Raw genomic sequence first — 22,704 nt, 5'->3', positions numbered from 1 at the left:
TGACAGGTTCCCGAAGTGACCTGCATCACACGGTTACGGCGGCCAATTTGATCGGGTTCACGACCGTGCGAACGGCCGCGATCGAACCCGCTTCGTCGAAGTCGAAGACCAGCACACCCGCCGGGACCTCGTCCTGGAACAGGATCAGACCCACGTCGCCATTGATCTCGGCGAATTCGAACCGTGCCGTGGGACCGAGGAAGCGCCGCAGGTTGGACAGGTAGCGCGCGACCACATCGCCGCCGACCACCGGGATCTTGGCCGCGACCACCCGGCCGCCACCGTCGGCGACCGACACCACATCGTCGGCGAGCAGTGCGCGCAGACCGCCCACATCGCCGGTGGACGCCGCCTGCAGGAACTTCTCGATCATTGTGCGGGCGTGCTCGGCCGACACCACGTAGCGCTGTTTGCCGGTGCGCACGCGCTGACCGGCTCGATGGAATATCTGCTGGGTATTGGCCTCGGTGAGATCGAGCATCTGCGCGATCTCGGCATGCGGATAACCGAACGCCTCGCGCAGCACGAACACGGCGCGCTCGATCGGGCTGAGCCGTTCCATCGCGGTGAGCACGGCCAGCGAGACCGACTCGCGTTCCTCGACGGTCCCCAACGGACCGAGCGCACCGGCGCCGGTCGGCACCGGCTCCGGCAGCCACTGACCGACATAGGTCTCGCGGCGGGCACGGGCCGAAACGAGCTGGGTGCGACACAGATTCACGGTGACGGTGGTCAACCACGCTTCAGCATTGGCGATCTCGCCCCGGTCGGCCAGCGCCCACCGCAGATAGACCTCCTGCACCACGTCCTCGGCCTCGGTCGCCGCGCCGAACATCCGATATGCCAGCGAGAACAACCGCTGCCGATGCTCCATGAACTCGGCGACGCCGTCGGATTCCACCTGTGCCCCTTTGCCGGACTGCGTTCTAGTCGTCGTTGCGCGGCCGACGCAGCCGCAGGCGCGCGGATCCACGGATCGCCGGACGGCGGATCGCGGGCATCCGGCGCTGCGCACGCCGTTGCGCCCGCCGCTCAGCCGGCTTGTGCTGCCAGGTTTCCGGCCGTGCGGCCACCCAGCGGGCCGACCGCCAGGCGAACGGGATGTGCGCCAGGTACAGCGCCACCAAGATCAGCAGCAGCACGATCGGGAAGGTGACCAGCAGCGCCGCGGCCAGAGCGGTCAGCACGAGCAGGCCCGCCGCCGCCTGCGGGGCGACCGACACCGACTTCATCGCCAGGGTCGGGATGGTGCTCACGCACAGCAGTGCGGCGAAGACCGTCCACGCGGCGACGAAGGCGAAACTGTCCCACCAGCCGTCGCCGAACTGCACCTTCAACGCGATCGGCACCAGCGCGATCAACGCACCGGCCGGCGCGGGCACGCCGACGAAGTACTCACGCGCCCAGGTCGGGCGGGAATCGTCGTCGAGCAGCGTGTTGAAGCGCGCCAGACGCAGAACCAGACTCACCGCGAACAACAGCGCGACGATCCAGCCCGCGCTGTAGCTGTCGAGCAGGGTCACGTAGATGACCAGCGCGGGCGCGACGCCGAAGGAGATGGCGTCCGACAGCGAATCGAGTTCGGCGCCCATCTTGGAGGTGGCGTCGAGCATGCGCGCGAGGCGGCCGTCGAGGGTATCGAGCACGGCGGCCGCACCGACCATCGCCAACGAGATGCCGAGCTCACCGTCGAGACCGAACTTCACTGCCGACAGGCCCGCACACAGGGCGAGGATGGTGACGACGCTCGGGAGCAGCCGCACTGAGCGGGGACGCTTACGGGCCTGTTCGATCATCCCAGAACAGCCAGGACGGTTTCGGCCCCGATCGTGCGCTGCCCGGGGGCAACGAGCAGTTCGGTGCCGACCGGGAAGTACGTGTCGACGCGGGACCCGAACCGGATCAGGCCGTAGGTGTCACCGATGGTGAGCAGGTCGCCGACGCGGGCATCGCAGACGATGCGACGAGCCAGCAGACCGGCGATCTGCACCACGACGACCTGCTGGCCGTCGGCGGTGTCGATCACCATGCTGTTGCGTTCGTTGGCGTCGGAGGCCTCCGGCAGATCGGCCGAGAGGAATTTGCCCGGCTGATGCAGCACCTCGCGCACGGTTCCGGACACCGGAACGCGCTGCACGTGCACATCGAGCACCGACAGGAAGATGCTTACGCGCGGCAACGGCTTGTCGCCGAGTCCGAGCTCGACGGGCGGCACCGCGGTGTCGACCAGCGCCACTTCACCGTCGGCGGGCGCGACCACGATGCCCGGCCGGTTCGGCGGCACGCGATGGGGATGCCGGAAGAAGGCGGCGCAGGCGGCGGCAGCGGTCAGACCGGCCCGACGCACCCATTTATTACGTCCGCCGACGACCGCCACCGCCAACGGCACCGCGACGAACGGCAATCCGGCGGGGTGAAGCGGGGGTACAGCGGCCCGCACCAGGTCGACGACATGTCCGACTCCGGTGGTATCGGGCGTGCCGGGCGGGGTGGGGCGGCGTGCCACGGGCTCCCTCTTTCGTGTGATGACTACGAGCGATCACACCTTACGGGAAGCCCGGGGCAAGCACCTGTGGTCAGTGGACCGATTTACGCCCGGTGAACAGCTTCACCAGGTACAACAGCACGCAGGCGCCCGCCAGACAGGTGATGAAGCTGAAAATCCAGCCCGCGCCTTCTACATCGACGCCGAACAGGCTCAGCACGAACCCGCCGAGCAGACCGCCGATGACTCCGACGACGATGTTGAGCAGGATGCCCTGCTGCGCGTCGGTCTTCATGAACTTGCTCGCGATCCAACCGGCCAGACCGCCGATGATGATCCAACTGATGATGCCGAGTCCGAGCATGATGTCCTCGATCCCTCGATGGGCCGGCGAGCAAACGCCTTGTCACCAAGATACCCCCGCCTCCCTTGTGACAATCGACACTCAGATTACGATCCGAGGCGTAATATGAGGATGCCTCATGTCTGAGCGTTCACATGGCGTCCACGCACGGGCCACGGGCGATGAGGGACAGATTTCGATGCTTCGGGTACACCCAGCGGTGCTGCCGCAGGTTGACAGGTACATAGGAGACTCACAATGGCTCGAATCGCCCAGACGACGGGTGCAGAGCACACCGCGATCCTCGGATTGGGCGTCTACCGCCCGGCTCGAGTGGTCACCAACGACGAGCTAGCGGGGCCGATCGACTCGAGCGACGAGTGGATCCGCACCCGGTCCGGCATCAACACCAGGCGCTTCGCCTCCGACGAGGAAACCATCCAATCCATGAGCGTCGCCGCCGCGCGCGACGCGATCGCCGCCGCCGGGGTGCAGGCCGACCAGATCGACTGCGTCATCGTGGCGACGTCGACCCATCTGGTGCTCACCCCGGCAATCGGTCCACGCATCGCCACCGAGCTGGGCATGACCGGCTCGGCCGCCTTCGACATCTCGGCGGGCTGCGCCGGGTTCTGTCACGCACTGGGCATGGCATCGGACCTGGTCCGGGCGGGCACCTCGAATCACGTACTGGTGATCGGCGTCGAGAAACTCAGCGTCACCATCGACTTCACCGACCGCGCGACGGCCTTCCTGTTCGCCGACGGCGCGGGCGCGGTCGTCGTCGGCCCGTCCGCCGAACCGGGCATCGGCCCGACCGTGTGGGGTTCGGACGGCACCCAGCACCACGCCATCCGCCAGACCAAGGACTGGGTGGAGTTCTTCGACGAGATCGAGGAGAAGGGCACCGATGCGGTGCGCCCCTACCTCACGATGGAGGGCACCGCGGTGTTCCGCTGGGCCGCGCATTCGCTGGAGAAGGTCTGCCGCGACGCGATCGACCGCGCGGGCCTGACCGCCGGTGATCTCGACGCGATGATCCCGCACCAGGCCAACGGCCGGATCATCGAGATCATGGCCAGGGTGCTCGAGCTCCCGGAGCACTGCGCGCTGGCCAACGACATCGAGGACGCCGGCAACACCTCGGCGGCATCGGTCCCCCTCGCGATGGAGGCGCTGCTGCGCAAGGGCGAATCGAAGCCGGGCGACACCGCGCTGCTGATCGCCTTCGGCGCCGGACTGTCCTATGCGGCACAGGTTGTCACGCTGCCCGCCTGGAAATAGCTGATCAGCAAATCTCACACAACCGGGGTGGCCTGCGCCGACGCAGGCCACCGACCGGTTGGCTCGCCGTGTCCACCTTGTCCCACTTGCACCACCTCCGGCAGGCTGGCAAACTTTTCGCTACCGACGTTTTGCTGATCGACGAAGCTCAGCCTCCAGCGTTCGGAGTCGTCAACCCGAGGTGATCGGCCGTGAAACTGCGCTCACTCCTGCCACGCAGGCACATCAACGAGGTCCCGCTCCTGCCGAGCATCGGACCGGACGACGCTTTCGCGCTCCCCAGCGCGCTCGTGCCGCGGGGCACCCGTCTCAAACGCGAGGAACGCCTCGAACGTCTGCTCACCCCGAGCGAACTCGACCTGGTCCTGCACCACCAGCTGTAATTTTGGAGCGCTGGCGCGCTCGAGCGGGGCCCTTCGGGCCCCTGATCTTCCCTCCCTCCGGGCACTCCTTCGTCGCACCCTCCACTCAGTCCAGATCAGGGCGGGCCCCTCGGAAAGACACACGTCGGATGCCCGGCCCGAGACAGGGGGATACTCGAAACGTGAGCACTCCCTCGGTAACCAAACCGGCCATTCTGAGCGTTGACGACGACCCCGGCGTTTCCCGGGCGGTCGTGCGCGATCTGCGCCGCCGCTACGGCGCCGACTACCGGATTCTGCGGGCTGAATCAGGGCAGCAGGCGCTGGAGGCGCTGCGGGAGATGAAACTGCGCGGGCAGCCCGTGGCGGTGTTGATCGCGGACTACCGGATGCCCGGCATGGACGGGATCGAATTCCTCGAGCAGGCGATGGACCTGCACCCGTACGCGCGCCGGGTGCTGCTCACCGCCTACGCCGACACCGATGCCGCGATCGACGCGATCAATGTCATCGATCTCGACCACTATCTGCTCAAGCCGTGGGATCCGCCGGAGGAGAAGCTGTACCCGGTGATCGACGGCTTGCTCGATGTCTGGCGCAGCGCCGAGCAACGGCCCGTGTACGAGACCAAGGTCGTCGGCGATCGATGGTCGCCGCGGTCCTCGCAGGTGCGAGAGTTCTTGGCGCGCAATCAGTTGCCGTATCGGTGGTACCCGGTCGACGAACCGGAGGGCACCCGGCTGCTGGAGGCGGCGGGCGCCGATCCGCTGACCTGTCCGGTGGTGATCACGGCCGCGGGCCTCGCGCTGGTCCAGCCGACCGACAGCGAGCTCGCCGAAAACGTCGGGCTCACCGTCGAACCCAGTGGGGATTTCTACGATCTGATCGTGGTGGGCGGCGGGCCGGCCGGGCTGGGCGCGGCGGTGTACGGCGCCTCGGAGGGGTTGCGCACGGTGCTGGTGGAGCGCACGGCCACCGGTGGACAGGCGGGGCAGAGCTCGCGGATCGAGAACTACCTCGGATTTCCCGACGGGGTGTCGGGATCGCAGCTGGCGGATCGGGCCCGGCGGCAGGCGGCGAAGTTCGGCGCGGAGATCATCACCACGCGCGACGTGGTCGCGCTCGAGGTCAACGGTTCGGCGCGAACGGTGCGGTTCGCCGATGGCGGGAAGCTGTGCGCGCACACGGTTCTGATCGCGACGGGCGTGGACTATCGACGTCATCCGGCGGCGGGTGTGGACGAATTCACCGGGCGCGGTGTGTATTACGGATCGGCGATGACCGAGGCGGCCGAGTGCGCCGAGCAGGAGGTCTACATCGTCGGCGGAGCCAATTCGGCCGGGCAGGCCGCGGTGTTCCTGTCCCGCAATGCCCGTCGCGTGCACCTGGTTGTTCGAGGCGACTCGCTGGAGCGGTCGATGTCGCACTATCTCGTCCAGCAGATCGAACACATCGAGAACATCGTGGTGCACACCGAGACCGAGGTGGTCGGCGCCGACGGCGACACGCATCTGGAACGGATCATCCTGCGCGACAACAGCACCGGCACCGAAGACAAGGTCGACGCGCAGCGCCTGTTCCTGTTCATCGGCGCCGCTCCACAGACCGCCTGGCTCGACGGCGTCGTCACCCGGGACGCGGCCGGATACGTGCTGGCCGGACCGGACCTGATGGTCGACGGCGCGCGACCACCCGGCTGGGAACTGCCACGCCCGCCGCAGCACCTCGAGACCAGCGTCCCCGGCGTGTTCGTCGCGGGCGATGTGCACGCCGAATCCGCCAAGCGGGTCGCCTCGGCGGTCGGCGAGGGCGCGATGGCGGTCATGCTCGTCCACCGGTACCTGGCATAGGAGATGAGTTCGTTGATCTGCGATCCGGAAGAACTGCGCACGCTGTTCCTGTTCGAGAAACTCGACGAGACCCAGCTCGCCGAGCTGTGCGACATCGGGCGCATCGAGTACGTCGACCCGGGCCCGGTGTTCCGCGAGGGTGAACCGGCCACCTGCTTCTACGTGCTGATCGACGGCGAGGTGCGGCTGACCAAGCTGTCCGGCGGCGTGGAGATCGAGATCAACCGCACCGACCATCGCGGGGTGTACGCGGGTGCCTGGATGGCCTATCTGGGCGATCGGGCGAATCAGGACTACAACGGCTCGATGTACGTGCTGCGCCGCTCCCGGTTCCTGGTCATCGACGCGGCCGATTTCGCCAGGATCATGCACGAGTGGTTCCCGATGGCCGTGCACCTGCTCGAGGGCGCGTTCTTCGGCGGACAGAAGTCGAGCCAGCGGATCGCCGAGCGGGAACGGCTGCTCGCCCTCGGTTCGCTGTCGGCCGGGCTCACCCACGAGCTCAACAATCCCGCCGCCGCCGCGGTGCGCGCCACCTCCGGCCTGCGCGAACGCGTGGCCGGGATGCGGCACAAGCTCAAGATGATGGCCGAGGGCAAGTTCCCGGCCGACGCGCTGGTCAAGCTCGTCGAGATGCAGGAGCAGGCCGCCGACCAGGTCGCCAAGGCCCCGGATCTCAGCCCGTTGGAAGCCGCCGATCGCGAGGACGCGCTGGCGGACTGGTTCGAGCAGCGCGGCATCGCCGACGGCTGGAATCTGGCGCCGACCTTCGTGCAGGCGGGCCTGGACACCGACTGGCTGGAGGGCGTGCACGCAACGCTGGAAGCGTGCCAGGCGCCGGTGTTCGAGGGCGCCGTGCGCTGGCTGAACTACACCATCGAGACCGAGTTGCTGATGAACGAGATCTTCGACTCGACCACCCGCATCTCCACCCTCGTCGGTGCGGCCAAACAGTATTCGCAGATGGATCGCGCGCCGTATCAGGTCGTCGACCTGCACGAACTGCTCGATTCCACCCTGGTGATGCTCAACCGCAAACTCGGTGACGGCGTCCGCGTGGTGAAGGACTACGACCGTAGCCTGCCGCCGATCCCCTGCTTCGCCGCCGAACTCAATCAGGTGTGGACCAACCTGATCGACAACGCGGTCTACGCGATGGGCGGCGAGGGCACCCTGACGATCCGCACCTTCAAGGAGAACGACTGCGCCGCCGTCGAGATCGGCGACACCGGACCGGGCATTCCCCCCGAGGCGCGTGGTCGCATCTTCGAGCCGTTCTTCACCACCAAACCGGTCGGCGACGGCACCGGCCTCGGCCTCGACATCTCGTTCCGGATCGTGGCCAACAAGCACAACGGTGACATCCGGGTCGAGTCGGAACCCGGCAACACGCGGTTCATCGTCCGCCTGCCGTTGCGACCGACAGCGGAGGATGTCAGCACACCTATTACAGGAGGTCAGGATGTCTGAAGCGGGGATCAACCCGAGCGTGCCGCCCAGCGGCGCCGGTTGCGTCGAGTGCGACGAGGGCGGCGGCTGGTGGGTGCACCTGCGTCGCTGCGCCGAATGCGGGCACGTCGGCTGTTGCGACAGCTCCCCCAGCAAGCACGCGACGAAGCATTTCGAGGCCACCGCGCACCCGTTCATGCAGAGCTACGAACCGGGCGAGGACTGGTTCTACAACTTCTCCAGCGGAGAGATGTACAGCGACGGTCCCGAACTCGCCTCGCCGACCAGCCATCCGACTGATCAGTCCGTGCCCGGCCCCGCCTCGCGGGTACCCGCGAACTGGCAATCACTCATGAGCTGAGCCGAGAGCCGAGCGATTAAGGCTTCATCCCGGCGGCGTCGGCGACCGGCTTGTCGGCATTGGACGGAACGAGGCAGACCAGCTTCACGGTGCTGAGGGCCACGTTGGGGCTACCCTCGAACGGCCCACCGGGATTCTCCGCGAGGAGCTTGTCGATCGCCTTCTTCTCGCCGTCGGCGTCGAGCGACTTGAACTGCGTGCAGGTGATGTCGGCGCTCGCGGCCGAGGTCGGCGCCGCTTTCGAGGTGGGCGCTGTGGTGGTGGCGGGCGCGCTGGAGCTCGGCGTGCCCTTGCGCAGCCCGCTCGCGTCGGCGGAGTCGTCGCCGGAACCACACCCGACCAGTGTCAGGGTCAGTGCCCCGGCGGCCAGAACGGCGAGGGAGATTCGGTTCATCTGCTGCTTTCCCCGGTAGATCGCGGCGCCGGCACCTCCGGCGCGTCCGGTGCAGCGTACCGACTTGCGGCGATAGTTCGTCATGCCAGCCAGAATGGCCGTCTGACCTTGCGGTCGGCCTATCGATTCCTGATCGCGCCGCAACGCGGCAGAATGGGGCGGTGGCTGAACTTTCGCTCACCGCCCGGCTCAACCCCTCCGCAGCCGATGCCCGCCGCGGGGTGGTGCGCTTGCACCCCGAGACGCTCACCGCGCTCGGTCTGCGCGAATGGGACGGCATCGCCCTGATCGGTGCGCGCAGGACCGCGGCGGTGGTGGCGAAGGCGCCCGCGGACAGTCCGCCGGGAGTAGCCCTGCTCGATGACGTGACGCTGTCGAACGTGGGGTTACGGGAGAACGCGGCGGTGACGGTGGCCCCGGTGACGGTCTTCGGCGCCAGACAGATCTCGTTGAGCGGCTCGGCGCACGCGATGGCCAGCATCGCGGCGGCCACGCTGCGCCAGGCACTGCTCGGCAAGGTGGTGACCGTGGGTGACACGGTGTCACTGCTGCCGCGCGATCTCGGACCCGACATCAGTTCCTCGGCGGCCACGCAGGCGCTCTCGCGTGCCTTCGGCATCGCCTGGACCACCGAACTGCTCACCGTCACGGCGATCGAGCCGATGCCGGGACCGGTGAGCGTGCAAACGAATTCGGCCGTCGGCTGGGGTGCGGGCGCGGCCGCGATCCAGCACACCCTGGAACGCGACGGCGACCCTCGGCAGGGTTCGGGAAACAGGTCCGACGCGCCTGGGCAGCAATGGGTTCCGGAGTCTGATCAGCAAGAACCCGCCGCCGCGAAGGTGAGTTCGGGAAGCCCGCCGGTCCAGATCGAGGACCTCGCAGGGGTGCAGAGCCAGGCGGCCAAGCTGGCCGAATGGCTGAGCTTGGCGCTCGACGAGCCCGAGTTGCTCAAGACCCTCGGCGCACCGGCGCACCTCGGCGTGCTCATCACCGGTCCGGCCGGCGGCGGCAAGGCCACCTTCGCCAAAGCTGTTGCCGCACCACGTCGCATCGTCGAACTCGACGGTCCGAGCGTCGGCGCGACCGAGAGCGGCACCCGGCTGCGTGCGGTCGCCGAGGCGGTGGCCGATGTCGCCACCGGACAGGGCGGCGTGCTGCTGATCACCGATATCGACGCACTGCTGCCCGACGAGGCCGAGCCCGTCGCCACGCTCATTCTCGACCAGCTGCGCGCCGCGGTGCGCGCGCCGTGTGTAGCCCTGCTGGCCACCACCGCCCATCCGACACAGGTGGATTCGCGGCTACGGGCACCGGACCTGTGTGACCGCGAACTGGCACTTCCGCTGCCGACCGCGGCAATTCGGCGGGCACTGCTCGAACAGCTGCTACGCAAGATACCCGCGGGAGAACTCGATCTCGAGGCGATCGCTTCGCGCACACCGGGTTTCGTGGTGGCTGATCTGACCGCACTGTGCCGGGAAGCGGCGGTCCGCGCGGCGGGCCGGGCCAGCCGCGAACACACCGAACCGGCCCTCATCCAGGATGACCTGATCGGCGCGCTCGAGGTGATCCGCCCGCTGTCTCGTTCGGGGACAGAGGAATTGGCGATCGGATCGCTCGACCTCGACGACGTCGGCGACATGGTCGAAACCAAGCAGGCACTCACCGAAACGGTGCTGTGGCCACTGCGCCACCCCGACTCGTTCGCCCGCCTCGGCGTCGAACCGCCGCGCGGCGTCCTGCTCTACGGGCCACCCGGCTGCGGCAAGACCTTCCTCGTGCGGGCACTGGCAGGTACCGGTCAGCTCAGCGTGCACTCGGTGAAAGGCGCTGAGCTGATGGACAAGTGGGTCGGCTCCTCGGAACGAGCGGTGCGCGAACTGTTCCAGCGGGCCCGCGACTCGGCACCGTCGCTGATCTTCCTCGACGAGGTCGACGCACTCGCGCCGCGCCGCGGCCAGAGCAGCGACTCCGGGGTGTCGGACCGGGTGGTCGCCGCCCTGCTCACCGAACTCGACGGTGTCGAACCCCTGCGCGATGTGGTGGTGGTCGGCGCGACCAACCGCCCCGAGTTGATCGACCCCGCACTGCTGCGGCCGGGCCGACTCGACCGCCTCGTCTTCGTCCCACCGCCGGACGGCCCGGCCCGGCTCGAGATCCTGCGCACGGCGGGCCGCTCGGTTCCGCTCGCCGAGGATGTCGACCTGGCCGCCCTCGCGGAGGATCTCGACGGCTACTCGGCCGCCGACTGCGCCGCCCTGCTCCGCGAAGCCGCGCTCTCGGCACTGCGCCGCGATATGGCCGCCGCCGACGTCACCGCCGAGGACGTGGCCGCCGCCCGCGCCACCGTGCGCCCGTCCCTCGACCCCGCGCAGGTCGAATCGCTGCGCCGCTACGCCCAGAGCAGGGCTTGATCCCCGGAACTCGCCGCCCCGGTATCCGGACACGACATCCCAGGTGGGAGGGGTAGTCGCCGGTATCGTCGGCACGGTGCCCAAGATCGGTGATGGTCTGGACGCGGTCACGGCGTTCGCCGGGGCCGCGGCCGCGGGGATGTCACTGTTCCTCCCGTTCAGCTTCGGTGAGGATTCGGCGATCGATTCCCCCTACCGCGTCACCAGCCTGATCAACAGCGTTCCCCGCGCGGCCGCACTCGGTCTCATCGTGGCTGTCGTGGTCGCCGTGCTGTCCAGGCCGATCACCCGACCGGGGCTGATCTGGCTCACCGCGACGGGTGGGGCGGCGGCGCTGGCGATCAACTACTTCATCGGGCGGGCGATGACCTCCGCCGATGTACTCACCACCCAGAACTACATCGACTCGCTGTGCGGCGGGGTGCTGTTCGGCGCGCTGTGTATCTGCGCGTGGCGGATGCGCTGGTCCGCGGTCGGTTTCGGACTCGGGGTCCTGGTCGTGTTCGTCTACGGCCAGGTCGTCGCGGTGTTCACCTCGAACACCACGGCGACGGCGGACAAAGCCGTGCACACCCCGCACTGGCTGATCGGCGCCGCGGTCGTGCTGCTGGCGGTGAACACCGCGCGCCACCGGCACGGCATCATGTTGCCCGCGGTGCCGCGGATGGCGGCGGATCTGCCGATCACCCCGATCATCGCCACCACCGTGCTGTCGCTGTCGCTGCTGATCGCCACCGACTGGCTCGGTCGCGAGTTCGAAGAACGACAGGGCGACTCCTGGCGGATCGCGCTCGCCGTGATCGTCACGCTCGTGGCGGCGTTCGCCGCCGCCGCGCTGCTGCCCGGCCGCGACGGCACCGGCGTCCTCGTCGCCGTGAGCGTGGCCGCGGCCGCCGATTCGCTCGGTGACGCACCGAGTCTCGGTTGGCATCTGCTGCTCGTTCTCGTCGTCGGCATCGGCGCGATCCTGGCGGGCCTGCGCTGGCCGACACCGTGGGGCGCGCTGCTCGGCGCCGCCGCGATCTGCAGTTTCGCCGCACTGGCCGAATACCTCCCCTGGGCATTCGTGTGGCCGGCCGGGGTGATGCTGTTGACCTGTGTCGCCGGTTTCGCCATCGGCTCGCTGCGGGTCAGCTACCTGCCGAGCGCGATGCTCGGGCTCGGTGCGCTGTATCTGCCGTCGATCCTGTGGGCGATTCCCACCGGGCGGCGACACTGGCCGACGAGCGCAGTCGCGGTGTCGGAGCAGGTGCCCGGCCAGGTCGCGCTGGCCATCACCGTCGGCGCCGCGGTCGGACTCGCGGTGCTGTACCAGATCCGGCCCGCCACGCCGCCGCGGGTGAGTCAGCCATAGCCACACCGCACCCGACATGGCCGACGCGACAACCTCGGTGTCGCCGAACAGTCCGCTCGCGCCCGTAGGATCGGGGCGCGCTACTCGACCGCTACCTACCCGACGGAGGGGGAGTTGCTAGCCGTTCTGCTCGTTCACGCACTGGCCGCCCTGCTGGCCCCGCTGTGCGTACGAGTGCTGGGCCGCAACGCTTTCTATCTGCTGGCGCTGGTCCCACTGGGCAGCCTCGGCTGGGTGATTGCGCACTGGGGAGACACCGTGCGCACGCAGGTGCAGTGGGCGCCGCAGATCTCGATGAACATCGACCTACGTTTCGATTCCCTCGCCGCGGTGATGTGCACGCTGGTGCTCGGCATCGGCGCGTTGATCCTGGCCTACTGCGGTCGCTACTTCGAGCGTGACGAAGCCCGGCTCGGGGTGTTCGCGGCCGAGCTGACCGGATTCGCGGGCGCCATGTTCGGGCTGGTCACCAGCGACAACATGTTGCTGCTGTACGTGTTCTGGGAAATCACGACGGTGCTGTCGTTCCTGCTCGTCGGCCACTACGCCGAGCGTTCGGTCAGCCGAAGGGCCGCGATCCAGGCGCTGCTGGTGACGGGTGCGGGCGGGCTGGCGATGCTGGTCGGGATCGTGATTCTCGGGCTCCGCTACGACAGTTTCCTGCTCTCGGATGTGCTCGCGGCCGGTGCTGTTCCATCGGGGAGCGCGGTGTCGGTGGCGATCGGCCTGGTACTGCTCGGGGCGATCAGCAAATCGGCGATCGTGCCGCTGCACTTCTGGTTGCCCGGTGCGATGGCGGCGCCGACGCCGGTGAGCGCGTACCTGCACGCCGCCGCGATGGTGAAAGCCGGTATCTACCTGGTGGCCCGGCTGGCGCCCGCGCTCGCGCAGACACCGCCGTGGCATCTGATGCTCCTGCCGCTCGGCATCATCACGATGCTGCTCGCCGGGTGGCGGGCGATCCAGGTGCACGATCTGAAGCTGGTACTCGCGTTCGGCACCGTCAGCCAGCTGGGTCTGATGATCACGATGGTCGGTATCGGCACCCCCGACGCGGCGCTGGCGGGGCTCACGCTGCTGGTGGCGCACGCGCTGTTCAAGGCGTGCCTGTTCATGGTGGTCGGCATCATCGACCACGGCGCGGGCACCAGAGATCTGCGCCGACTGTCCGGGCTGGGGCAGCGTGCGCCGGTGCTGTGCGCGATCGCGGTGCTCGCCGCACTCAGCATGGCCGGACTGCCACCGCTGCTCGGATTCGTCGGCAAGGAGTCGGCGCTCGGCGCGCTGTGGTCGGCCGATGTGCTGAGCCCATCGGTGCGATTCGCCATGCTGGCGGGGGTCACGGTCGGTTCGGCGTTCACCGTGGCCTACAGCATCCGATTCGTCTGGGGCGCCTTCGGAATCACCGCCAATCCCGAGCGCGAGGTCACCTGGCACGCGCCCGGACCGCTGCTGCTCGGTCCGCCCGCGGTGCTCGCGGTGGCCGGGCTGGCGGGCGGCCTCGACGCCTCGGCCGTCGATCGATGGTTGAGCCCCTACGCCGAGTCGCTGCCCGGTGTTCTCGACGCCCATCTCGCCCTCTGGCACGGCTTCACCGGACCGCTCGCGCTGACGGTGGTCATCGTCGCGGCCGGTGTCGCCCTGTTCCTGATCCGCGGCCGGATCGGTGAACCGGCACACCCGCGCCTCGGCAATGCCGATCGCAACTACGACGCGGCCCTGCGCGCGATGGACCGGCTTTCGTCGCGCATCACCGGAACTGTGCAGTCCGGTTCGCTGCCTGCCAGTCAGGCCACCATCCTCGGCACGCTCATCGTGCTGCCGACGGTCATGCTCGCCGTCGGCACGCGCACGGGAGTGCAACTGCGACTGTGGGATTCACCGTTGCAGGCGGCGATCGGCGCGATCATGATCGCGATGGCGTCGGCCGCCACCGTTTTGCGCAACAGGTTGGCCAGCGTGCTCGTGGTCGGAGTGACAGGCTACGGCTGCGGCGTGATCTTCGCACTGCACGGCGCACCCGATCTCGCGCTGACCCAATTCCTGGTCGAGACACTGACTTTGGTCGTCTTCGTGCTCGTGCTGCGGGCGTTCCCCGCGGAGATCGCCGAAAGCCAGGGCACGGCGTTCAAATTCCGCCGGGCGCTGCTGGCTATCGGCGTCGGCATCACCGTCCCCGTGCTCGCCGCGTTCGCCATCGCCGCCAGGCACGGTAACCCGATCTGGCAGGCCATCCCCGACGCGGCCTACCGGATGGGCGGCGGCAAGAACGCGGTCAACGTCCTGCTGGTCGACATCCGGGCCTGGGACACCCTCGGCGAGATCTCGGTGCTCGTCGTCGCCGCGACCGGCGTGGCGTCGCTGGTCTTCCGCAGCCGCCGATTCGGCAGCGCGCCGCGCGCCGTCGACTCACCGAACTACGACCCCGACGCGGTGAGCTGGTTGCCCGCGGCGCGCCTGCTCGACCGGCGCGACCGTTCGATGGTCCTGCAGATCACCACTCGCCTGGTCTTCCCCACCATCATGGTGCTGTCGGTGTACTTCTTCTTCTCCGGCCACAACGCGCCCGGCGGCGGCTTCGCCGGTGGCCTGGTCGCCGGGTTGGCCCTGACCCTGCGCTACCTCGCGGGCGGCCGATACGAACTGGGCGAAGCGCTACCGGTCGACGCCGGACACCTGCTCGGCACGGGCCTCGCCCTCGCCGCGGGCACCGCCACCGCATCGCTGCTGCTCGGCGCACCCCCACTGTCCTCGGCGGTCATCGAGGTGACGCTGCCGCTGCTCGGCCACATCAAACTGGTCACCGCCCTGTTCTTCGACCTCGGCGTCTACCTGGTGGTCGTCGGGCTGGTGCTGGATGTGCTGCGCAGCCTCGGCGCCCGCCTGGACAAGGAGCTCGGATGACCGCGAACCTCGTTCTTCTCATCACGATCGGCGTGCTCACCGCGTGCGGCGTCTACCTGCTGCTCGAGCGGGTGGTGTCGAAGATGCTGCTCGGGATGATCCTGCTCGGCAACGCGGTGAACCTGCTGATCCTCACGATGGGCGGCCCGGACGGGGAACCACCGATCCTCGGCAGCCCCGACACCTCCCCCGACGGCATGGCCGATCCGCTCGCACAGGCGATGGTGCTCACCGCGATCGTGATCACCATGGGCCTGGCGGCTTTCGTCCTCGCGCTGGCCTATCGCGCCTACATGCTGACCACCACCGAAGACGTGACCAACGACCCCGAGGACGCCCAGGTCGCCGCCCGGCGCGAACGGGAGGATCCCGAACAGTGACCCTGTCCCAGGATCTGCTGCCCGCCATCGCCGCACTGCCCGTGCTGGTTCCGCTGCTCGCCGCCGCGGCCACCCTGGTGTTCGGCCGACGCCCGCGCCTGCAGGCGATGATCACGCTGACGGCGCTGTCGGTGGTGCTGGTGATCAGCGGGCTGCTGCTGTACCTCGCCGACCGCGACGGCACCACCGCCGTGCAGGTGGGCGGCTGGCCGACCCCGATCGGCATCACCCTCGTCGTCGACCGGCTCAGCGCCGCCATGCTGCTGGTCTCGGCCTTCGTGCTCCTCGTGGTGTCCATTTACGGTGCGGGACAAAATATCTCCGACGGTGACCAACACCAGCCGACCTCGATCTACCGTCCCACCTATCTGATTCTGACCGCGGGCGTGTCGACCGCGTTCCTGGCCGGTGACCTGTTCAACCTGTTCGTCGGCTTCGAGATCCTGCTCGTCGCCTCGTTCGTGCTGCTCACTGTCGGCGCCACCGAGGAACGCATCCGTACCGGCATCGCCTATGTGATGGTGTCGATGGTGTCGTCGCTGATCTTCCTGATCGGCATCGGCCTCACCTACGCGGCGACGGGCACCCTGAATCTCGCGCAACTGGCCCTGCGCCTGGAAGCGACACCCAGTGGCGTGCGCACCGCCTGCTACGCGGTGCTGCTGGTCGCGTTCGGGATCAAGGCGGCGGTGTTCCCGCTGTCGAGCTGGCTGCCCGACTCCTACCCCACCGCGCCGGCGCCGGTCACCGCGGTGTTCGCGGGCCTGCTCACCAAAGTCGGTGTGTACGCGATCATCCGCACCCACACGCTCTGGTTTCCTGACGGCGCGTTCGACGACATCCTGCTGGTGTGTGGGCTGGCGACGATGCTCATCGGCGTCCTGGGCGCCATCGCGCAGACCGATATCCGGCGGCTGCTCTCGTTCACGCTGATCAGCCACATCGGCTACATGGTTTTCGGCATCGGCCTCGCCACCACCGCCGGGCTCACCGGCGCGGTGTTCTACGTGGCCCACCACATTCTGGTGCAGACCGCGCTGTTCCTCGCGGTCGGACTGATCGAACGCCAAGCCGGGTCGGTGTCACTGCGACGGATCGGCGGCCTGGCGGCAGCGAGTCCGCTCCTCGGTGTGCTGTTCCTGCTCCCCGCTCTGAATCTGGGTGGTATCCCGCCGTTCTCGGGATTCATCGGCAAGGTCGCGCTCCTGGAAGCCGGCGCCGCCGACGGCAGCGTCCTGGCCTGGGTGCTGGTCGGAGGTTCGGTGGTCACGAGCCTGCTCACGCTCTACGCGGTGGCGCGGGTCTGGAGCAAAGCGTTCTGGCGACCACGCGAAGAGGCGCCGGAAGGCCATCTCACCGCGGCGAATCTGCCGACCCTGGTGGAGGATTCGACCGATGTGCACTACGAGGACCGCACCGATCCCGGCCGGATGCCGGTGCTGATGGTGCTGGCCACCGTCGGGCTCGTCAGCGCCGGGCTCGCGCTCACCGTGTTCGCCGGGCCGATCCTCGGCATCGCCGAACGTGCGGCCGTCGACCTGGACAACCCGTCGGTCTACATCGACTCGGTGCTCGGACCGGAGCAACGATGAGCCGACTCATCAACCGCGACAATGCCCTTCGCCTCGGCGTACTGCTCTGGCTCACCGCCGTCTGGGTCGCGCTCTGGGGGGATCTGAGCCTGGCCAACACCATCGCCGGTGTGGTGGTCGCGCTGATCGTGGTCTTCGCGCTACCGCTGCCGTTGGTCCCGGTGGCCGGGCGCTTCCATCCGCTCTCGTTCCTCGAATTGATCGCTGTCAGCGTCTATTACTCGCTCGAATCGAGTCTGCAGGTGGCCTGGTTCGCGCTGCGGCCCAGCGGGCCGCCGGTTTCGGGCGTGCTGCGCGTGCATCTGGGCATCCAGTCCGATCTGGTGCTGGTGATGTGCACCGACCTGCTCAACCTGATCCCCGGCACCATGGTCCTCGAACTCGATCGTCACCGCTGCGTGGTCTACGTCCATGTGCTCGATGTGGGCAGCGACGAAGCGGTCGCGAAGTTCTACCGCACCACCCGACGTCTGGAACATCTGATGATCAAGGCCTTCGAACGACCGAGCGAACGCCGCCGCGTCGACCCCCCACCGGAGGCGTAACCATGACCGTCGTCGCGATTGTCGCCGCCATCCTGCTCACCGCCGCCGCGGTGATCACCAGCTACCGCGTACTCGCGGGCCCGAGCACCCTCGACCGGGTGGTCGGCATCGATTCGCTGATGGCCATCGCCGCCTCCGGGCTCGCGGTCTGGGCCGCCTACAGCGACGACACCACGGTGATCCCGGCGATCGTGGCACTCGCGCTCGTCGGTTTCCTCGGCTCGTCCGCGGTCACCCGATTCCGGGTCAGGGACGACCGATGAGCGGGTGGGAATGGGTATCGGCGGTCCTGATCCTGACCGGCTGCGCGCTCGCGTTCACCGCGTCGATCGGCATCGTCCGTTTCCCCGACACCCTCACCCGCATGCACGCGGCCACCAAACCGCAGGTGGTCGGCCTCCTGCTGGTGCTCGTCGGCACAGGCATCGACATCCGCGACGACATCAATGTCTGGATGCTCGTCCTCACGGGCTTGTTCACGATCATCACGGCCCCGGTCGTCGCCCATCTCATCGGCCGCACCGCCTACCGAGAACAGCGTCACCGCGACGGGTTGTTCTAAACGGCGGGCGTGGCGATGCGTTCGATGGCGGGTTCGGGGGCGGTGGCGAACCAGGTGTTGTGGAAGGCGATGGCCACCGCAGCCAACAGCCCGATGACGATCGCGCCCGCGGCCACCGGATACTCCGCCATCGGCACCGCCAGATAGCGGTAGGACAGCAGCAGCGCCGCGAACGCCGCCGTGCCGAAGCCGACCAGCCGGATGCGGAACGCGCCCCAGCCCCGCTCGGGCGCGCGCAACGCCGACTCGACGGTCAGGCACAGCACCGCGCCCGCCACCAGGTCGACGCCGTAGTGATAGCCGAACCCCAGCGTCGCGGTCACCGTGGCGGCCAGCCAGAATGCCCCGCCCCAGCGCATCCAGATCGGCGCGCGCGATCCGTCGACATCGCGGCGGGTGTGGATGAACAGCGACAGTGCCCACGCGGTGTGCATCGAGGGCATGCAGTTGCGCGGGGTGAATTCGTCGAACGGCAGCGCGGCCGGATTCGAGTCGAGCGGGGGCAGTGCGGTGGGCCAGAAGTTACCCACCTGGAAACCGTGCCCGTCGGCCCCGAACGCGAACATCGGCCCGACTATCGGGAACAGCACATAGAACAGCGGTCCGACCAGACCGAGCACCAGGAAGGTACGCACCAGATAGTGGCTGGGCCACTGTCCGGTCGTGACCACCTTGCGCAGCTGCCACACCGCCACCGCGATCGCGGCCACCGGCAGTTCGATGTAGACCCAGTGCAGCACCGCGTACACCTCGGGCCCGAGCACATCCAGCACCCGCCCGACAACCCACGACGGATCACCGAGCGCGTGATCGGCGAGCAGCGCGTACTCGTCGAGCACGGTCGGCCGCAGCGCCGAAGTGAGGTGCAACCACACATCGCCGACCTTGGTGGCCAGCACCAGCAGCGCACCGAGCGCCACGGCCGTCAACGCGTCAACGCGCTCACGACCTCGCCAGCGCACCGCCGCGACGACCGCCAGCGCGGCCAGCACGATCGTCGGCCCGTTGCCGACGGTGAACGGCTTGCCGTCGATGAGTCGCAGCGCGACCCACACCGCATCGATCCCGATCGCGGCGGCCAGCGCCATCACCCGGCGGCGCGTGGAGATCCCGACAAGCGCGAGCACGAGCCCGGCCCACGGCACCGACATCGACTTGGGCGTCCCGACGAAGTCACGGGCCAGGCTGGCCAACGGACCGTCGAACCCGTTGACCGAGGCGACGATCTGCAGTCCGACCAGCAGCGCGAGCACCGCGACGACGGCGACAACGGCGAGTGTGCGTGGTTCACGCAGACGAGAACCGAGGGTGGCACCCCCCGAAACGGCGCGCGGATGTTCGACAAGCATCCAGACATCGTAAACGGCGGGTTAACGCCGACTCCCCGCGCAGCTGAACGCTACTGATCCAGCTCGCGCACCAGCGCGTCGACGACCGCGACCATATCGCCCTGTGTATGCGCGGCGACCCGGCGTTGCCGCTGGTAGGAGGCGCCGTGGCGGAGAATGTCGGCCACGGCGGCCAGCTCGTCGGCACAGCCCAGACGCTTCGCGGTCGGCTCGAGCCGGGTGAGCAGGTCCATCAGATCATCGGTGACCAAACGCTCATTGCTGGCGTCGTCGACGATCACGATCGCGTCGAGTCCGTAGCGCGCGGCCCGCCATTTGTTCTCCTGCACATGCCATGGCGGCAGCGTCGGCAGGTCCTCACCGTTTTCGAGGCGCTGGTCCAGGTCGACGATCAGGCAGTGGATCAGCGCGGCCACCGAAGCCAGTTCGGCCCGGCTGGACAGTCCGTCGCATACCCGCACCTCGATGGTGCCCCACTTGGGCGCGGGCCGGATATCCCAGTGCATGCCGCCGAGTTGTTCGAACACGCCGGTCTTCATCTGGTCGTGGACGAAACCTTCGAACTGACGCCAGTTCTCGAACTGGAACGGCAGTCCGGCGGTCGGCAACTGCTGGAACATCAGTGCCCGGTTGCTCGCGTACCCGGTGTCGTCCCCGGACCACATAGGCGAGGACGCCGACAGCGCCAGCAGATGCGGATACGACAGCAGCAGCGAGTTCAGGATCGGAAAGACCTTGTCCCGGTGCGAAACTCCCACATGCACGTGCACGCCCCAGATGAGCATCTGGCGGCCCCACCACTGGGTACGTTCGATCAGCTCGTCGTAATGCGGTGAGCGCGTGAGCTGTTGGGTCGACCACTGAGCGAAGGGGTGGGTGCCCGCGCAGAACAGGTCGACACCGAGTGGATCGGCCGCGCGCCGCACCGCGTTCATGGTGCCGTGCAGGTCTTCTACCGCGCCGCCGACCGTGTCGTGCACCCCGGTCACCAATTCGACTGTGTTGCGGAGCAATTCCTTGGTGACCTGCTGCGTGCCGTCGTGCGCACGCAGGTCACCGACCGCGTCGAACACCGTCGAGGCGGTGTTGGACAGATCACGCGTCACCTTGTCGACGAGCGCGATCTCCCACTCGATGCCGATGGTCGGCCGGGGCGAACCGCGAAACGAAACCGACTCGAATGCCCCGGCCATGGGTGCGCCTCGCTAACCGACGATGCCGCACGCCACCCGGGCGCCCGCATCACCGGTGTTCAGGGTGGTCTCGTCCGGGCCGGTGCCACCCTCGCGCGTGTAGCGCGGGGGGATGTTGCCGAAGTTGTCGGCACCGCCGTGGATGATCAGCGCCTTGCCCTTGACGTTGTCGAGGGTGACCGTGTCGGTCCGGGTGACCAGCTTCGCGGAGCCGTCGGCGCCGACCTGCAGCGAGGTGAGGTCACCGCTGGCCGGGTGCGCGGTAGCGCCGCCGACCTGCAGATGCCCGCCTGCCGAGGCGAAGTCGCCCTCGCAGGTGCCGTTCTGGTGGAAGTGCAGACCGTGGAAGCCGGGCGTCAGGCCGCGCGCCTCGACGGTCACGACCAGGTGGCCACCCTCCTGCACGATGGTCGCGGTGCCGACCTCGGCGCCCGCACCGTTCTTGAGCGGGGCCTTCAGGCCGCCTGGCGCGCTACCGTGATCGTCGCTGTGGCCGGGGGCCGCGGTCGCCGACGATGCGGCGTGACCGCCACCGTGGCCTTCGCTTTCACCCGCGGGCGCCGACGAGCTGGTCCACACCGGCGGCGTGGTGCCCTTGACGTCGCTCGACTCCTGGCTGTTGGTGCAGGCTGCGAGCCCGAGCGCGGCGACCGCGAGCACCGGGGTCACAATGCGCCAGGACGGGCGACGAGTTGTCGACGTGGCCATCAGGAGACTCCTTATCGGACTGGGGCTATACCGCTCAAGATGATGCCACAGCGGCGACACGGCCTACGGCACCGCGTGCCGCGCCTTGTTCAGCGACCGGTCAGCACGACGACGACACCCGGTGAGGTGTCCCCCGTTTTGGGTGCGACCGTTCCGCCGACCTGCTCGGCGATCGAGGTGGCCGCGGCCTTGTCGCCCGTGCCGCCGCCGTAGTACACGGTGGTGGTGGTGAGGTTCGCGCCGCTGTAGTTGCCGGTGCTCACATTGGTCCAGCCCGCGGTGGTCAGCTCGCTCGCGGTGCGCGCCGCCAGACCCGCGACGAGGCTGTTGTTCAGCACCCGCACCGGCACAGCCTGATCCGCCGTACCCGCCGCGGGAGTCGTGCTCGCGGTCGTGGTCGTCGGCGCGACGGTGGTCGTCGTGGTCGAGGCGGCCGCGCTGGTGGTGGTCGGCGCGGGCTTGGTGGTGGCCGGTGCCTGCGCGACCGCGCTGGAGGTGGTGGTCTCGGTCTCCGTATCCGAGGCAAGGGCATCGGAGTTCGACAGCGACATCGCACCCAGACCGGCGAAGACGATGGCCAGCGCGATCAACACCATCGCCAGCGCGCGCAACGGCGGGCCGCCGGGAGTGGGGTTCGGGTTGCTCACCCGCCCAACCCTAGCCGCAACGGCGGGTGTGTGGCCCTCATGTCAGACCTGGAAACCGAGTTTGCGAGCGGCACGCGACTTCTGCCTGCTCGCCCGCAGCCTGCGCAGCCGCTTGACCAGCATCGGATCGGCCGCCAGCGCTGCCTCGGAGTCGACGATCGCGTTGAGCACCTGGTAGTACCGGGTGGCCGACATGGCGAACAGTTCGCGGATCGCGTCTTCCTTGGCGCCCGCGTATTTCCACCATTTGCGCTCGAAGTCCAGGATGTCGAGTTCGCGGCGACTCAGACCGGTGCTCTCATCGGCCGCCGAATCCTGTTCGCCCGCAGTGGGGCCGTCGGAGATCCCGGAGACATCCCGAGCTGCTGCGCCGTCCATCGTGCTCCCTCGCCGAGTATCACGAGATGGGTGAATACCGTCGTCATTCAACCATGGGATCCCCCGATCCTTCGACCCATGTCACGGCGTGTTGACTGAAGGCCAGTAGGGGTGGCGCTGCCCACAGGGGTCCGCGGATCATCGGCC

Annotated in this window: 23 protein-coding genes; 13 read left to right on the top strand and 10 right to left on the bottom strand. The window is 68.4% G+C overall.

Going from position 1 to position 22,704, the window contains the following annotated elements:
- Nucleotides 1-25: 25 nt before the first annotated feature.
- The 4 genes from NS1_RS18310 to NS1_RS18295 form a co-directional block, all read right to left on the bottom strand.
- The gene (locus NS1_RS18310) at nt 26-901 is read right to left on the bottom strand and encodes an RNA polymerase sigma-70 factor (RefSeq protein ID WP_062986235.1); all 876 of its coding nucleotides are present in this window, start codon (nt 899-901) and stop codon (nt 26-28) included.
- A gap of 25 nt (nt 902-926) precedes the next feature.
- On the bottom strand, nt 927-1,796 hold the full coding sequence (locus NS1_RS18305; RefSeq protein ID WP_056814803.1) for a CDP-alcohol phosphatidyltransferase family protein: 870 nt from the start codon (nt 1,794-1,796) through the stop codon (nt 927-929).
- Complete coding sequence (locus NS1_RS18300; RefSeq protein WP_062986233.1) at nt 1,793-2,506, bottom strand: phosphatidylserine decarboxylase; 714 nt, start codon at nt 2,504-2,506, stop codon at nt 1,793-1,795. The genes NS1_RS18305 and NS1_RS18300 overlap by 4 nt, the downstream gene beginning before the upstream one ends.
- Before the next feature lie 70 nt (nt 2,507-2,576).
- Nucleotides 2,577-2,849, bottom strand: a complete 273-nt coding sequence (locus NS1_RS18295; RefSeq protein WP_056814809.1) for a GlsB/YeaQ/YmgE family stress response membrane protein — start codon at nt 2,847-2,849, stop codon at nt 2,577-2,579.
- Nucleotides 2,850-3,086: 237 nt separating this feature from the next.
- Between NS1_RS18295 and NS1_RS18290 the strand changes: the two genes are divergently transcribed.
- From NS1_RS18290 to NS1_RS18270, 5 genes are all read left to right on the top strand, one after another.
- Nucleotides 3,087-4,112, top strand: a complete 1,026-nt coding sequence (locus NS1_RS18290; protein ID WP_056814812.1) for a beta-ketoacyl-ACP synthase III — start codon at nt 3,087-3,089, stop codon at nt 4,110-4,112.
- Between the two features lie 191 nt (nt 4,113-4,303).
- Nucleotides 4,304-4,495, top strand: coding sequence for a hypothetical protein (locus tag NS1_RS18285; RefSeq protein ID WP_062986232.1), 192 nt, complete (start codon nt 4,304-4,306; stop codon nt 4,493-4,495).
- 161 nt (nt 4,496-4,656) lie between these two features.
- A complete protein-coding gene (locus NS1_RS18280; protein WP_062986231.1) occupies nt 4,657-6,324 on the top strand; it encodes an NAD(P)/FAD-dependent oxidoreductase in 1,668 nt (555 codons plus the stop codon).
- 3 nt (nt 6,325-6,327) lie between these two features.
- The gene (locus NS1_RS18275; protein ID WP_062986230.1) at nt 6,328-7,794 is read left to right on the top strand and encodes an ATP-binding protein; all 1,467 of its coding nucleotides are present in this window, start codon (nt 6,328-6,330) and stop codon (nt 7,792-7,794) included.
- On the top strand, nt 7,787-8,134 hold the full coding sequence (locus NS1_RS18270) for a UBP-type zinc finger domain-containing protein (protein WP_062986229.1): 348 nt from the start codon (nt 7,787-7,789) through the stop codon (nt 8,132-8,134). The genes NS1_RS18275 and NS1_RS18270 overlap by 8 nt, the downstream gene beginning before the upstream one ends.
- Nucleotides 8,135-8,150: 16 nt before the next feature.
- On the opposite strand, the gene NS1_RS18265 is transcribed toward NS1_RS18270, so the two are convergent.
- Nucleotides 8,151-8,612 carry a hypothetical protein gene (locus NS1_RS18265; RefSeq protein ID WP_255284584.1) on the bottom strand — a complete coding sequence of 154 codons (462 nt, stop codon included), beginning with the start codon at nt 8,610-8,612 and terminating at the stop codon, nt 8,151-8,153.
- 77 nt (nt 8,613-8,689) lie between these two features.
- On the opposite strand from NS1_RS18265, the gene NS1_RS18260 reads away from it, so the two are divergent.
- The 8 genes from NS1_RS18260 to mnhG all read left to right on the top strand — a co-directional run bounded on the left by NS1_RS18260 (nt 8,690) and on the right by mnhG (nt 18,282).
- Nucleotides 8,690-10,945 (top strand): AAA family ATPase, encoded by a 2,256-nt coding sequence (locus tag NS1_RS18260; RefSeq protein ID WP_062986228.1) that lies wholly within the window; start codon nt 8,690-8,692, stop codon nt 10,943-10,945.
- 76 nt (nt 10,946-11,021) lie between these two features.
- Nucleotides 11,022-12,299 (top strand): hypothetical protein, encoded by a 1,278-nt coding sequence (locus NS1_RS18255; RefSeq protein ID WP_157125292.1) that lies wholly within the window; start codon nt 11,022-11,024, stop codon nt 12,297-12,299.
- 114 nt (nt 12,300-12,413) lie between these two features.
- Complete coding sequence (locus NS1_RS18250; RefSeq protein WP_062986224.1) at nt 12,414-15,203, top strand: Na+/H+ antiporter subunit A; 2,790 nt, start codon at nt 12,414-12,416, stop codon at nt 15,201-15,203.
- Nucleotides 15,200-15,583, top strand: a complete 384-nt coding sequence (locus NS1_RS18245) for a Na(+)/H(+) antiporter subunit C (protein WP_056814834.1) — start codon at nt 15,200-15,202, stop codon at nt 15,581-15,583. The genes NS1_RS18250 and NS1_RS18245 overlap by 4 nt, the downstream gene beginning before the upstream one ends.
- Complete coding sequence (locus NS1_RS18240) at nt 15,580-17,175, top strand: Na+/H+ antiporter subunit D (protein ID WP_062986222.1); 1,596 nt, start codon at nt 15,580-15,582, stop codon at nt 17,173-17,175. The genes NS1_RS18245 and NS1_RS18240 overlap by 4 nt, the downstream gene beginning before the upstream one ends.
- Entirely contained in the window at nt 17,172-17,720 is a 549-nt protein-coding gene (locus NS1_RS18235) for a Na+/H+ antiporter subunit E (RefSeq protein ID WP_255284583.1), read from the top strand. Before NS1_RS18240 ends, NS1_RS18235 begins: the two co-directional genes overlap by 4 nt.
- A 2-nt stretch (nt 17,721-17,722) precedes the next feature.
- On the top strand, nt 17,723-17,983 hold the full coding sequence (locus tag NS1_RS18230) for a monovalent cation/H+ antiporter complex subunit F (RefSeq protein WP_062986213.1): 261 nt from the start codon (nt 17,723-17,725) through the stop codon (nt 17,981-17,983).
- A complete protein-coding gene (gene mnhG, locus NS1_RS18225) occupies nt 17,980-18,282 on the top strand; it encodes a monovalent cation/H(+) antiporter subunit G (RefSeq protein WP_056814841.1) in 303 nt (100 codons plus the stop codon). The genes NS1_RS18230 and mnhG overlap by 4 nt, the downstream gene beginning before the upstream one ends.
- On the opposite strand, the gene NS1_RS18220 is transcribed toward mnhG, so the two are convergent.
- The 5 genes from NS1_RS18220 to napA all read right to left on the bottom strand — a co-directional run bounded on the left by NS1_RS18220 (nt 18,279) and on the right by napA (nt 22,557).
- On the bottom strand, nt 18,279-19,631 hold the full coding sequence (locus NS1_RS18220; RefSeq protein WP_084503813.1) for a phosphatase PAP2 family protein: 1,353 nt from the start codon (nt 19,629-19,631) through the stop codon (nt 18,279-18,281). The genes mnhG and NS1_RS18220 overlap by 4 nt on opposite strands.
- 50 nt (nt 19,632-19,681) lie before the next feature.
- Nucleotides 19,682-20,824: a glutamate--cysteine ligase gene (locus NS1_RS18215; protein ID WP_062986211.1), complete on the bottom strand. Its 1,143-nt coding sequence runs from the start codon at nt 20,822-20,824 to the stop codon at nt 19,682-19,684.
- Nucleotides 20,825-20,836: 12 nt separating this feature from the next.
- Nucleotides 20,837-21,532: a superoxide dismutase[Cu-Zn] gene (gene sodC / locus NS1_RS18210; protein WP_062986209.1), complete on the bottom strand. Its 696-nt coding sequence runs from the start codon at nt 21,530-21,532 to the stop codon at nt 20,837-20,839.
- Between the two features lie 89 nt (nt 21,533-21,621).
- The gene (locus NS1_RS18205) at nt 21,622-22,179 is read right to left on the bottom strand and encodes a LytR C-terminal domain-containing protein (RefSeq protein ID WP_062986207.1); all 558 of its coding nucleotides are present in this window, start codon (nt 22,177-22,179) and stop codon (nt 21,622-21,624) included.
- Between the two features lie 42 nt (nt 22,180-22,221).
- Nucleotides 22,222-22,557, bottom strand: a complete 336-nt coding sequence (gene napA, locus NS1_RS18200; protein WP_062986205.1) for a nucleoid-associated protein NapA — start codon at nt 22,555-22,557, stop codon at nt 22,222-22,224.
- Between the last annotated feature and the right edge of the window lie 147 nt (nt 22,558-22,704).

This window comes from Nocardia salmonicida NBRC 13393, assembly GCF_001613085.1.
Lineage (GTDB): Bacteria > Actinomycetota > Actinomycetes > Mycobacteriales > Mycobacteriaceae > Nocardia > Nocardia salmonicida.
The sequence above is the reverse complement of the archived record's forward strand: the minus strand, read 5'-3'. Positions and strand labels throughout refer to the sequence as shown.